8 protein-coding genes are annotated in these 12,634 nt (G+C 73.1%); 1 reads left to right on the top strand and 7 read right to left on the bottom strand.

Going from position 1 to position 12,634, the window contains the following annotated elements:
- Positions 1-19: 19 nt before the first annotated feature.
- The 7 genes from ACWGKJ_RS11955 to ACWGKJ_RS11985 all read right to left on the bottom strand — a co-directional run bounded on the left by ACWGKJ_RS11955 (position 20) and on the right by ACWGKJ_RS11985 (position 10,279).
- A complete protein-coding gene (locus tag ACWGKJ_RS11955) occupies positions 20-1,189 on the bottom strand; it encodes an acyl carrier protein (protein WP_385023145.1) in 1,170 nt (389 codons plus the stop codon).
- An 80-nt stretch (positions 1,190-1,269) separates the two neighbouring features.
- A complete protein-coding gene (locus ACWGKJ_RS11960) occupies positions 1,270-1,983 on the bottom strand; it encodes a maleylpyruvate isomerase family mycothiol-dependent enzyme (protein ID WP_385023143.1) in 714 nt (237 codons plus the stop codon).
- The gene (locus ACWGKJ_RS11965; protein ID WP_385023141.1) at positions 1,980-3,302 is read right to left on the bottom strand and encodes a pyridoxal phosphate-dependent aminotransferase; all 1,323 of its coding nucleotides are present in this window, start codon (positions 3,300-3,302) and stop codon (positions 1,980-1,982) included. The genes ACWGKJ_RS11960 and ACWGKJ_RS11965 overlap by 4 nt, the downstream gene beginning before the upstream one ends.
- Positions 3,299-4,681, bottom strand: a complete 1,383-nt coding sequence (locus tag ACWGKJ_RS11970) for a KamA family radical SAM protein (RefSeq protein ID WP_385023139.1) — start codon at positions 4,679-4,681, stop codon at positions 3,299-3,301. Before ACWGKJ_RS11970 ends, ACWGKJ_RS11965 begins: the two co-directional genes overlap by 4 nt.
- Positions 4,681-6,360, bottom strand: a complete 1,680-nt coding sequence (locus ACWGKJ_RS11975) for a carbamoyltransferase C-terminal domain-containing protein (RefSeq protein WP_385023137.1) — start codon at positions 6,358-6,360, stop codon at positions 4,681-4,683. The genes ACWGKJ_RS11970 and ACWGKJ_RS11975 overlap by 1 nt, the downstream gene beginning before the upstream one ends.
- A gap of 30 nt (positions 6,361-6,390) precedes the next feature.
- Positions 6,391-8,835 (bottom strand): ATP-grasp domain-containing protein, encoded by a 2,445-nt coding sequence (locus tag ACWGKJ_RS11980; protein ID WP_385023135.1) that lies wholly within the window; start codon positions 8,833-8,835, stop codon positions 6,391-6,393.
- 166 nt (positions 8,836-9,001) lie between these two features.
- Positions 9,002-10,279 carry a condensation domain-containing protein gene (locus ACWGKJ_RS11985; RefSeq protein WP_385023133.1) on the bottom strand — a complete coding sequence of 426 codons (1,278 nt, stop codon included), beginning with the start codon at positions 10,277-10,279 and terminating at the stop codon, positions 9,002-9,004.
- A 492-nt stretch (positions 10,280-10,771) separates the two neighbouring features.
- On the opposite strand from ACWGKJ_RS11985, the gene ACWGKJ_RS11990 reads away from it, so the two are divergent.
- Complete coding sequence (locus tag ACWGKJ_RS11990; protein WP_385023131.1) at positions 10,772-12,592, top strand: AMP-binding protein; 1,821 nt, start codon at positions 10,772-10,774, stop codon at positions 12,590-12,592.
- Positions 12,593-12,634: the final 42 nt, after the last annotated feature.

Below are 12,634 nucleotides of genomic sequence, written 5' to 3' on the forward strand. Positions count from 1 at the left end.
GCCGGTGAGGACGGGTGGGTCAGCGGATGATGCGGCACAGGTCGTCGACCCCGCGGAGGTTCTCCGGTACGAGGTCGGCGGCGGCGAACTCCGTCCCGAGGTCGTCCTCCAGCCGCTCGATGATCTCGATCAGCCGGAACGAACCGAACGACGGGAACGCGTCGAAGGCCGCGCCGGCGAGCAGCTCGCCCTCCGGGACACCGAGCACGGCGCCGGCTACGGCGGCGACCCGCCCGCGCAGCGCCTCGTCGGGGGCCGCGGGGACGGCGGACGGCGCGGCGTGGAGTTCCAGGTCGGCCGTGAGCACCTCGCGCAGGCGCTCCACGAGCCGCGGCGGTTCGGCCCGGCCGCGGGAGACCCGGCGGTGGGCCAGATACGTCTGCTCGACGACCTTGTCCCAGGCGCGCAGCTGCGCCTCCTCGGCCTCGCTCGTACCCGTCCCCCCGGAGAACAGCTCCCGGTACTTCGCGTGCAGCCTGCGTCCGCGGGCCAGCAGCCAGGTCTCCACGGTGAGCTGTTCGACGGCGCGCGCCCGGTCCGGCCACCTCTCGTACGCGCCGAGGTACTCCCGTACCGCGTCCTCGTCGGCCGTGAGCACCGGCGGCAGCGCGGCGAGCGGCGGCAGCTCTCCCGCGGCGAACTCGACGACGACGGCGGGGCCGATGTCCGCCAGCTCCGCGTCGGAGAGGACCCAGTGGCCTGGTGTCGCGGGCCCCCAGGTCGTCTCGCTGCGGTAGGCGTCCGTGATGTGCGGGCCGTCCGGGCCCGCGGTGAGCAGGAAGCTGTGCTCCATGTGCGCCTGCCGGTGGTACGGCAGCCACGGCAGCCGGAAGGAGTCCGCGATCACATAGTGCGTACCGCCGCGGTCGGCGACTGCGGCGGCCAGCCCGGCGCCGGACAGCCGCTCCCGCCGGACCATGCCCAGCCCCAACAGGGCGGGCTGTGTGCTGAGTTGCTCGTCCGGCGGGGGTTCGACGGTCGGCAGCCCTTCGGCCCGCTCCCAGGTACGGAACTCCAGCCTGGCCCCGGCCCGCAGATGGGTCCCGGCGCCGTGGTGGTGGTCCGCCAGTACGGCCAGATTGACCTGCACACAGTCCAGCAGCCCGGTGTGGACCCCGGCGAAACCGAAGGGCCCGGGTCCACCGGGGTGCTGCTGGATTCCCGGCCCGGATGTCCCGGTGTCCGCCATGTCCGTTCCGCCTCCCCCTGCTCGACTCATCGGTTTCCGTAGCGCCGCACCGGCCCCGCGCCCCGTACCCCCGCCACCGGTCAGAGCCACGGCGGGAGTACGGGAAGTGCGGCCGTGGACGTGAGGCCCGCCCCGCCGGACCGGCCGGCCAGCCAGGCGAGCGCGTCCGCGGGGGACCCGGTGACGACCGGGCCGCCCGCGCCGGACCGGCCGAGCACGGCGCCTCCGGTGTCGCGCAGGGTGAAGTCCGGTACGCCGTCGGCCTCGGCGTAGTAGCCGAGCACATCGGCCAGGATGATCTCCCGCGCCGATGCGGGGATGTCGTGCCAGCCGTAGCCGATGTCCAGGTCCACATGGTGCAGTTCGAGTTCGCGCAGCCGGATCACCAGAATCCGCCGAGGGGTGCAGAGTTCACCGGTGAAGGGCCTGACGGCCGCCTGCCAGGCGGCGGCGGGCAGGGTCTCGATCACGTGCTGGAAGTGCGCGGCGCTCTCCCGGACATCGGCCAGCTGGACCGCGGCCGGACGGTGGACGCCTGCCTCGATCTCGGCGTTGCGGGCCTCGCGGCTCGGGTACTGAGGCGTCTCGACGCCGGTACGCGCCCACTCCAGCAGCCGTTCCAGCGCCGGGGCCTGGCGCGCCAGATGGCTGAGGACATGGCCGCGGCTCCAGCCGGGCAGCCGGGAGGGCGCCGGGACGTCCTCGTCACGGAGCCCGGCCAGCCCGGCGATGAGCCGGTCCGCGGCGGCGGCGATCTCCTGGAACGACTCCCGGGTGGGGGCGATCTCCTTCAACGGGACTCCTTCGGTGTGACGTCCGGTGCGGTCCGGCTCACCGGACCGCGGGGCGGGCGGGTGAGCCGGGCGAACCCTTCGGCGATGGTGGACAGTGCGGCCGCGATGTGCGGAAGGCGCTCAGGGGCGTCGGCCCGCAGCGCCTCCTCCTGCTGCCGCTCGTCGCCGTACAGCAGGCTGGTCGCCGCCTTGAACCTCAGCGCCTCCGGCCGGTCGCCGAGCAGATGACCGCCCAGGACGACGATCCCGGAGTCGTCGAGCAGCCGCGCCGCGAGGGACGCCGAGTCCGTGACCCCGTGCGCGGCCAGCCGGTCGCGCAGCGGCTCGAAGTCCGGGTAGACGTAGAACCCGCCGGCCGGCGGGCGGCATCCGGCGCCCGCCTCGACCGCGATCCGGTGAACGGCCCGCGCCACCGCACCGTGCAGCCGGGCACTGGCCCGCTTCCTTGCCACGATCTCCGGGGGCTCCGCGAACGCGTACTCGGCGACCTGCTGCATCGGCCCGGCGAGCGTCGACCACAGCTCGCTGGCCGCCGCGACCACGGCGTCCCGCAGCAGCCCGCCCGTCTCGCCCGCCGGGAACCGCGCGGCGCCTATACGCCAGCCGCCGAGCCCCAGCGTCTTGGAGAGACCGGTGGTGACGACGGTGCGCTCCGGGGCGACCTCGGCCGGGCTGAGGAAGGGCGTGGCCCGCGGGTCGTGGACGATGTCCCGGTAGATCTCGTCGGAGACGATCAGCAGGTCATCGGCGCGGGCGAGTGCGCAGATCTCACGGACCGCCGCAGGCGGGGCGAGCGTCCCGGTCGGGTTGTCCGGCAGCGTCAGCACCAGCAGCCGCGGATCGCCGCCGCTCTCCCTGGCCCGGCGGATCGTCTCACGCAGCGCACCGGGCTCCGGCACACCGCCGTACTCCCGGGGGACCGGCACCCCGAAGACCCGCTTGCCCGCGTACGCGGCCTGCGGTGCGTAGGTGTTCCAGGCGGGCCGGGGCAGCAGCACATCGCCGGGGACGGCGAGCTGTACGGCCATCAGCAGCGGCTTGCTACCGGGGCCGACCACGATCCGGTCGGCATCCGTGGGCAGCCCGCGGCGCGCGAAGTATCCGGCGACGGACTCGCGTACGCCTTCGGCGCCCGCCACCGGTCCGTACGCCGAGCGGGACGCGCCGATGGCCAGCTGCTCGACGAGCTGCGGCAGCACCGGCAGCCGCGCCTCGCCGAACGCGAGGTGGACCAGCGAGTCACCCTGCGCCCTGCGCCGGTCGACCAGCTGGTTCAGCGCCAGATTCGGGGAGGGCGGTGCGAAGGTCACGGCGGTCATGTGCGGTTCCTCTCCGGCGGCCGGTGCGCGCGGGCGCCCGCAGGGCCGGGGGACCCGGCACCTTCAGGGGCGCCGCCGCGTACGGCCGCCGCGATGTCGGCGGGGGTCGCGGGGTCGGGCTCCAGCTCGTCCAGCCAGGCGGCATCCAGCGACCAGCGGGCCCGGAACGGCCTGCCCACCAGCGCCGGATCGCGCGCCTGGAGCATCCGCAGCCGGAAGAAGGCGCCGTCGGGCGTCTCCTCCACACCGTCGACCACGACCTTGCCCGGCGTCGCCGACATCACGGGCCCGCGCACCGTGCGCGCGAGACCCGGCAGGGTGCGGTACGCATCGGTGAAGATCTCCACCGCCCTGGCGAGCGGCACCTTGAAGTAGTCGTACGGTCCGGTGTCCCGCTCCACGAACAGGTAGTACGGCACAGCCCCGGCCGCCAGCTCGGCCCGCCACAGCTCGCTCCACACCCGGGCGTCGTCGTTGACGTGCCCGATCAGCGGTGCCTGGCAGTAGACGACGGCGCCGGTCGCCCTGATCCGGGCCAGGGCCCGGCGCGCGAGGCCGCTCTCCAGCTCGCGCGGATGGCTGAAGTGCGCCATCACGGCGAGCTGCCGCCCGGACGCCACCACCCGCTCGAACAGCCGCAGCACCTCGTCGGCGTCCGGGTCGGTGACATACCGCTGTGGCCAGTAGGCCACGGACTTGGTGCCGATCCGGACCGTACGGACCGTCTCGACACCCAGCAGCGGTTCGATGTGGCCGCGCAGCCGCTCGGTCGACATCACCATCGGATCGCCGCCCGTGACCAGCACGTCGTGCACCTCGGGGTGGCCGCCCAGGTACGCGATCAGCCCGGACGGGTCCGGCGCGGCGAAGCGCAGGTCCGCGTCGCCGATGAACTGCGCCCAGCGGAAGCAGTAGGTGCAGTAGGCGTGGCAGGTCTGCCCCTGGCCGGGGAAGTAGAGCACCGTCTCGCGGTACTTGTGCTGGAGACCGGGGAGCTGGACGCCCTCCTGGCTCGGCACGTTGAGCTGCTGCTGCCCCGAGGGATGCGGATTGAGCCGCTCGCGGATCTCCCGTACGGCCTCGCGCAGCAGGAGCTTGTCCGCGGGGTCGCCGGAGAGCTTGGCGAGCTGGTCCTCGTCGGAGCGGGCCAGCATGCCGCTCTGCGGGAACGTCAGCTGGAACATGGGGTCATCGGGTACCCGTTCCCAGTCGATGAGGTGCGACAGCACGTACTCGTTGACCCGGAACGGCAGCACGAGCGACACCCTGCGCACGGTCTCCGTGATGTCCCCGGGCAGCCCGAACCGGCGGGCGATGTCGTCGATATGGCGCGGCCCGAACGCCCTGAACCTCTCCGGATCCTGGCGGCCGGCCGGCATCAGCGCGTACCTCCCGCCCGGTTCGGTTTGCGGTACAGCTCGTCGCCCAGCACCAGGAAGTCCAGGTCCATGGAGCGGAACGCCCGCACCGCGTCGGCCGCGGTGTTGACCACCGGTTCGCCCTTGTCGTTGAAGGAGGTGTTGAGCAGGACGGGCGGCACACCGCTGCGCCGCAGACCGTCCAGGGCCGCGCCCACCGCCGGTGCCTCGTCGCCGTGCAGCACCTGCGGGCGGGTGGTGCCGTCGACGTGCACGACCCCGGGGGCCACGCTGCGCCCCAGCTCGGTGGCCCTGGCCGCGCCGAGCATGTAGCGGCTCAGATGTTCCTGCTGCTCCCAGAGCAGGGCGCCGTAGTCGGGCCGGGTGACCCCCGCGAAGGGCCGCCACTGCTCACGGTTCTTGACCGAGTTGACCCGGGCGTGCACCGCGGGGGTGTCCGGTACGGCGATGATCGACCTGCGGCACAGCGCACGCGGACCGACCTCGGCCCGGCCCTGGGCGACGGCGCCGACCCGCCCGTCGATGAGCAGCGCCGTCAGCTCGTCGGTGTCGAGTCCGCTGCGGACCAGGCCCGAAGTGTCGGGCGCTCCGGGCCCGTTGGTGTGGTCGTAGCCGTGGATGTCGGTGCCCAGATAGGGGCTGAGCGCCCCGGTGCGCCGCTTCGGCGGCCGTACGGTCCAGGCGGCTCCGAGCGCGACGCCCGCGTCGTGCGGCACCGGCGGCACGTACAGCGGTCCGGGCAGCGTGCCGTTGGTGCTGCAGTTCAGCGCCACACCTCCGCTCATGCAGAGCTGCTCGACACCCGACGCCTTGCGGGTCAGCGCCGCGAGATGGCTGACGGTCTCCTCGATGAGGCGCTGCGCGGTGTAGGCGACGAGGACCGCGCGTGGGTCGTCGGTGAGCGACTCCTCGGGGGCGCTCGGCGCGTCGGCGCCGGCGATCCGTGTGTAGCGCTCCCGCCACCGCGCGACCGTGTTCTCGTACTGCTCCCTGATCTCGCCTGCGGTGGCGTGTCCGGTGCTCTCCGTCAGGGGCTCGACGGCGAGCCGGAATCCGTCGGCCCCGGTGTCGACGAGCGATTCGACGTCGAGGCCCGCGGCGCGACCGTACGCGGCGAGCCCCATGGTCTTGCCCGCGTTGAGGAAGGAGAAGCCGAGCCAGGTGGAGGCGGCGTCGTAGGCGTACCCGAGCGACGCGGTGCGCTGCCAGCTCCGCTCAAGGCGGGGTTCGGCACCCTCCTCGTACGTCCAGATGGTGGAGGACTCGTTCTCGCCGTGCCCGTCGACGACCAGGACCCCGGCCTTCGGGAAGGGTGACGCGTAGAAGGACGACGCGGCGTGCGCCTGGTGGTGGGGTACGCGGACCACCTCGGGGGTCCGGCCGCCGAAGTCCAGGCCGACGGCGTACTCCAGGAACTCGGCGTCGTCCGCGAACCGGCGCGGGTACAGCTGCTCGCTGTCCCAGCCGAGCGCGACCACATCGATGTCGGCGGCGGAGATCCCGGCCTGTGCCAGGCAGAACCGGGCCGCGCCCAGGGGTTTGCGGTAGAGCGAGTGCCGGCGCCGGTTGCAGCGCTCCTCCTCGGAGAAGGCGACGATCTCGCCGTTCCCGTCGATGAGGCAGGCGGCGCTGTCGTGCCACCCGGCGGGAGGGGCGTTGACTCCAAGAATCCACGTCATGCGCGTCTCTCCTCGTTGGCTGTCGGTCGGTCACGGAAGGCGGGTGAGGGTGTACCGCACGGCACGCCGGGCGCGGCCGAGTGCGTCCGCGCACGCGGCCGGGGTGGCGCCGACGGCGATCAGCGCGGCGATGCGGGGCACGATGCCGCGCGGGGGCAGCAGCAGTCGGCTGCCCGGGGTGGCGAGGGGGACCGCTTGGGCGATGCCGGGTTCGGCGGCGGCTGCGGTCAGGTCCAGGGAGTCCACGGTGGCGTCGTGCTCGGGGTAGAGGAAGCGCACCTCTGCGCAGCGGTCCCGGGTGGGGGTGAGGCCGGGGGCGCGGCCGAGCGCGATGTCCACGGCGGCCGTGACCGGGTCGACACCGGTGGCGAGGGTGCCCAGCAGCGGGATGAAGTCGCCGCCGAGCCGGCCGTTCACCTCCACGACACGGGGCCCGGTGGGGGTGAGGCGCAGCTCGGTGTGGGTCACTCCGGTGCGGATGCCGAGGACCGTGTGGGCCCGCGCCACCACGGACCGGATCTCGTCCGCCCACGGCTCGTCGCGCCAGGGGGCGACGAGATGGCCGGTCTCCTCGAAGTACGGCGCGAATCCGAGCTGTTTGCGCGCGACGTTCACGATCCGGACCGCCCCCTCGGACACGGCACAGTCCACGCTGATCTCCGGGCCCTCCAGGTACTCCTCCACGATGGCGCCGTCCAGGGCGCTGATGCCGGGGAACGAGGAGGTGCACGCCTGCTCGAAGGCGCGGGCAAGCCCGCCGGGGTCCGTCACGAGGCTCACCCCGATGCTGCCGGCCAGCCCGCGCGGTTTCACCACGACCGGCAGGCCGAGAGCCTCGGCGGCCTCCACCGCCTCCGCATGGCTGTGCACATGGCGGTACGCGGCCGAAGGGACCCCCGCCGCACCGAGCAGCCGCCGGGTGGCCAGCTTGTCGCGGCAGCGGCGGGCGGCTTCGGGGCTCATATGCGGAAGCCGCAGCAGCCGGGCCGCCTCGGCGGTGGTCTCCAGGAGAGTCTCGTCCCAGGTCAGTACAGCGCCGGGGCCGCCGTGACCGTCCAGCAGCTCCGTCACGGCCTGGGCGGTGGCGGCGGCGTCGGAGGTGTCGGCGGTCCTGAACCGGTCGCCCACGTAAGGCCGTTGCCAGTCGACAGCGGTGCTCTGGACGAGCCCGGTCTCGACCCGTGCGGCGACGGCGCTCAGCGCGTACGCACGGTAGGGCGGATTGCCGCAGCCCACGACGGCGAGCCGGCCGGGCCGCCGTACATCGACCGGTGAGCACACCAGCGACGCGTCCCGCATCGTACGGCGGACGGCCTCCTCGACCCGGGCGCTGTCCCGCCCGCGGAACCGGAACCGGATCCCGGCATTCTCGTATCCGCCCTCGCTCAGCAACGCCCCCGCATGCGGGCGCACTTCGGCGTAAGGGCCGGTGTCCCTACCCGGGTCCCGGTGGCCGGTCGCCGTGACGACCCGGCAGGGCATCGGCACCGAGGGCGGCACCAGCAGCCATCCCGCCACTTCGGTGGGTCCGTCGAAGGGCGGTGCCGTGCCGGTGCCGATGCCCGTCTGCTGGGCGACGGCCACTGCCATCAGGTCGACGCCGTGCACCTCGCGCCAGATGAAGGGGACTTCGGCGCCGCCCGGCCTGGCCCCGATCTCCAGGACGGTCAGGGCACCGTCGCTGCTCTCGAACAGCTCCAGATGGAAGACGGCGGGACCGGCGAAGAGCGCACGGGCGGTCGCGGCGGCGATCCCGCCCACCCGGCCGATGAGGCCGGGGTCGTCGATCTCGACCGAGCCCAGGGCGGTACCGGCCGTGAACTCAAGACAGGTGCTCAGATACCGGGAGGCGCGCCAGGCGCCGAGGCCGTCGCCGGTGTACACGCCGTCGACGTGCAGCACCCGGTCGGGCAGCCACGGCTGGACGAGCATCTCGGTGTCGCGCGGGAAGGCGTACGCCCGTAGCTCACCGGGGGAGTCGAGCCGCCGGATTCCGGCACTGGCGGTGCCCCGCCGAGGCTTGACCAGCACCGGCCAGCCGTGCCGTCCGGCGAAGGACTCGACCGCTTGGTGGTCCGGTGCGCAGGCGGTCGCGGGAACGGCGACACCCGCGGCCGTGAGCCGCCGCGCCATCAGCAGCTTGTCGCGCAGCGGTTCCAGATCGTCGCTGCGCTGTCCCGGCAGGCCGAACTCGCCCCGCAGATCGGCCGCCAGATCGAGATCGGTCTCCTGGAGCGCCACGATGCGGGTCGGCGGCCCGCTCCGCCTCGTCAGCGAGCCGATCGCTTCACGGACCTGTTTGACGTTCTCGGTGCTGTCCACGAGCCGTACACCGGCGGCCAGTTCGTGCGGGAGGTGGCGGGCGGCCCGTTCGGTGGTGACATAGCTGACGCGGTGGACAGTGTGGTCCAGGTACGCGGTGTAGTCGGCGTACCGGTCGGTCCAGCGGTGGATGACCATCACGTGTTCGGGCACTGGGACGCCTCCTGGGGCAGGAACGAGCACGGGCGGGCGGGACGGCGGGGGAGAGGGGCACGGGACGACGGGGCCCGGACGCGCCGGACGTCCTGGGCCCGGATGTCCCGTACCGGGTCCCTCCCGCCGGATGTCTCACGCCCTTGGCTTCGCGGGCGGCGCCAGGTCAGCACGCTCCGGCGGTGGACACGAGCGCGTGGTGCATGTCCCACAGCAGTTCCGCGCACCGCTCGCGGTCCATGTCCTTGGCGGTGAGCCGTACCGACAGCTCGGCCGGGCCCTCCAGGGAGCGGGCGTAACAGCGCGGGCCGATCGTGGTGAAGGGCTCCTCCCAGACGAGAACGGGCTCGATGTCGGCTTCGACGGGGGGCCGGGCGACGGGGGCCGGATCGCCGGAGCACGCGGGCCGCTGCTCCGGCAGGGCCACATGGTTGAAGGCGCAGACGGGTTCGGGAGCGCCCGGCCTGCGGGCGAGCAGCGCGGCGACGGCGGTGACGTCGTGCGCGCCGTGCCGGAAGGCGCCGAGGCTGCTCCAGTGCGCGGCGGTCGCCAGTCTGCGCAGGTCGTTCCCACGGGCGCCCTCGATCAGGGCGGGCACCCACTGGTTCATCGAGGTGACGACATTCTTCCAGCGGGCCGAGAAACGGTTGGCGCTCATCAGCCGCACCAGCAGGGCGTCGGTGCCGCAGATTCTGGCCACACCGCGGACGTAGGCGGCGAGGACGACGCTGGAGACGGAGACCCCGGCAGCCGCCGCGACCGAACGGGCAGCGGCGCGTGCGGGGCCGGAGCGAAGGGTGACCTGTACGACGCCCGTACCGGTGGCGGCCGTCGCGGCCGGCAGGGCGGCGGGCGGTGCCTGGTCGAGCAGCCGGTGCCAGTGGCCGAGCGCCGCGCTCTGCCGGCGCAGTCCGGCAGGGGTGCGCTGGTCGGCGGCCAGCTCCGCGGGGCCGGGCACGGGAGTGGACCCGGTGCCGGACGGGTCGGTGAGCGCCGTGGTGAACTCCTGGCGCAGCACCTCCTGGGCCCAGGCATCCGCGGCGATGTGGTGTTTGACGAACAGCAGATGCGAGGCGGTACCCGCCCGGGTCAACAGCGTGGCCCGCCAGCCGTGTTCGTCGCCGAGCCGGAACGGCCGGGCTACCGGGCCCGCGATGAACCCGTCGGGCGGCAGGTCACCCGTCTCGACCACGGGCAGCGCGTCGGAGAAGCCGGTGTCGGGCGTCAACTGCGTGGGTGTGTCCGGGTCCTGGAGTCCGTAGCGCGTCCGCAACGACGGATGACGGGCGACGACGGCGCGCAGGGCCGTACGCACCTGCTCCGTGCCGGTGCCGCGGGGGAGCGCCCAGAGCGCGGCGTTGTTCGCCTCATGGCGCCGGGGGCCCGGCAGATCCCGGATGTCGTGCCAGACCGAGAGCTGGCCCAGCGAAAGCGGTCCTGCCACGGACACGCACCCCCTCCGTCGACATGGATCCGGGCCAACTCCCGGTACCCCAGCAGACTTTCACATGGTGGAATGTGAATTCCATACGCCGCTGACGCTGCCACACACTGTTGAAGCCTGTCCAGGGCGAACGGGTCACCGTGGTCTCACTGCTTGTCACGCGACACCCCGCAACACCCCTTATTTCCACGGGGGATGGGGCCGGACTGGACGTGCCGTTCTTCCGTGGCCCGCCGCGTGGCGCGCCCCCGCCCGACCTGCTGAGTGATCCACATCACATGCCATCCGTGTCGCCCGCATGAGAGTCTGGGCTCACCTTCGGAAGTTGAATTCCGCTATACGAAATATGCGGACGTCAGATACGAGAAGAGCGCGGCGGTAACCGTCGGCCGGGCCCGCGCGACGCGACCGGGGCCCGGTGCCCGCCGGAGACCCGGACGCACCGGCCCCGCCGGGCCGTCGTTCCCGCACCAGACGAGGGGTCCCACCAACGTGACGCAACAGCCGTACCCGCAGGCCGGTCCCGCCGGGGAGTCCCCGCCCGGTTCCCTGCCCGGCCCTTTTCCCGACTGTCTGCCCGACTACGTGCCCGGCTCCCTGCACAGCTTCCTGCTCGGAGCGGTGGAGCGGACTCCGGACCGTCCCGCCGTCATCGAGTCCCCCCGGGCCGGAACGACCACCGTGACCACCTACGGCGAACTCGGCTCCCTGGTGCACACCTATGCCGGTGCACTGGAGGAACTCGGTATCGAGACCGGCGCCCGGGTGGTCCTGGAGGCCGAAACGACCGCCCTGTCCCTCGCGATGTTCCTCGCCTGTTCACGGGCCGGTCTCACCTTCATCCCGGTGAGCCCCGAAATGCCGGACGGGCGGCTGCGGTCCATCATCGGGACCGCCCGGCCCGCACTCCATCTCCAGACGGCGGACGGTGAGCGGAAGGGCATCCCGCAGGAGGTCGGGACGGCCCGGTTCGGGCCAGGGGGACTGGCCGTGGAGCGGATGCCGCAGTGGCGGGCGCCCCGGCGGCGGACCCCCGTCGTCACCGATCCCGCCTACATCATCTTCACGTCGGGCACCACGGGCCGGCCCAAGGGTGTCGTGATGAGCCACCGTGCCGTAGTCGCCTTCTACCGGGGCATGCTGGCCCACCGCCTGGCCGCGCCCGACGACCGCATCGCCAGTACCTCTCCGCTCCAGTTCGACTTCTCCCTGCTCAACATCGGTCTGGCACTGGGCACCGGGGCATCCGTCGTCCCCGTACCGCCACGACTGGTGCGCTGGCCGCGGCACTTCCTGCGGGTGCTGCGCGAGACCGGGACGACGCAGGTCAACGGCGTACCGTCCATCTGGCGCCAGGCACTGCGGTACGAACCCGGGCGGCTGGCTGCGCTCCACGGGCTGCGCCGGATCCTCTTCTGCGGTGAGGTGTTCCCGCCGGCCGAGCTGCGCAGGCTCCAGGAACTGCTGCCGCGTACGGAGTTCACCAACTGCTACGGCAGTACGGAGTCGATGGCATGCTCCTTCGAGCCCGTGCCCCGGCCGCTTCCCGACACGGCGGAGCCGCTCTCCATTGGCATCGCCCACCCCGGCGCTGAGCTGTTTCTCGTCGACGATACGGGCCGGACCATCGAGGAACCCGGTGTGGCCGGCGAACTCCATCTGCGCAGCCCCGCGCTCTTCACCGGTTACTGGGACGACCCTGCCGCCACCCGCGCGGCGCTGGTGCCCGATCCGCTGTCCCCGCAGTCGGGCCAGCAGGTCCTGCGCACCGGCGATCTGGGCACCAGGGGCAAGGACGGCGCGTTCTACTTCTGCGGCCGGGCCGACTCCCAGGTGCAGATCAACGGCAACAGGGTCGAACTGGGCGAGGTGGAGCAGCAGTTGCAGGCCCACCCCCGGGTCACGGCGGCGGCCGCGATGGCACTGCCGGGGGCCGGGGGCGGACAGCAGCTGACGGCCTTCACCGTTCTCTCCCGGCAGGCGCCGGCCGACGGATCCCCCGAGGCGCGGAGGGCGGTGGACGCGGGCGCCCTGCGGGAATTCTGCGCGCAGGCCCTGCCGCCGTACATGGTCCCCCAGGAGATCCATGTGGTGGACACGCTGCCCACGACACCGAACGGCAAGGTCGACCGCGCGGCGCTGGCAGCAGGCACCGGCCCGGTGCGGGATCCCGGCTCCGTACAGTTTCCGGCGCTCACCCCGACTCCGTACGGCAACCCGTGCCACCGGGCCGGGCCCCCGCCGTGCTGCGCGGGTGCGGTCGCTGAGAGCGCCCGCCCGGAATACGGCGAGCGGGCGCGCCTCACCCCGTAACGGAACCCCGCCATCGAACGCCCTGGTGGGCAATCGCGCCCC

It is taken from the genome of Streptomyces sp. NPDC054757 (assembly GCF_053612185.1).

Bases quoted from the DNA above. Each gene is read 5' to 3' on its own strand.
- ACWGKJ_RS11975 (WP_385023137.1), bottom strand. From the start codon at position 6,360: ATGACGTGGATTCTTGGAGTCAACGCCCCTCCCGCCGGGTGGCACGAC.
- ACWGKJ_RS11965 (WP_385023141.1), bottom strand. From the start codon at position 3,302: ATGACCGCCGTGACCTTCGCACCGCCCTCCCCGAATCTGGCGCTGAAC.
- ACWGKJ_RS11970 (WP_385023139.1), bottom strand. From the start codon at position 4,681: ATGCCGGCCGGCCGCCAGGATCCGGAGAGGTTCAGGGCGTTCGGGCCG.
- ACWGKJ_RS11955 (WP_385023145.1), bottom strand. From the start codon at position 1,189: ATGGCGGACACCGGGACATCCGGGCCGGGAATCCAGCAGCACCCCGGT.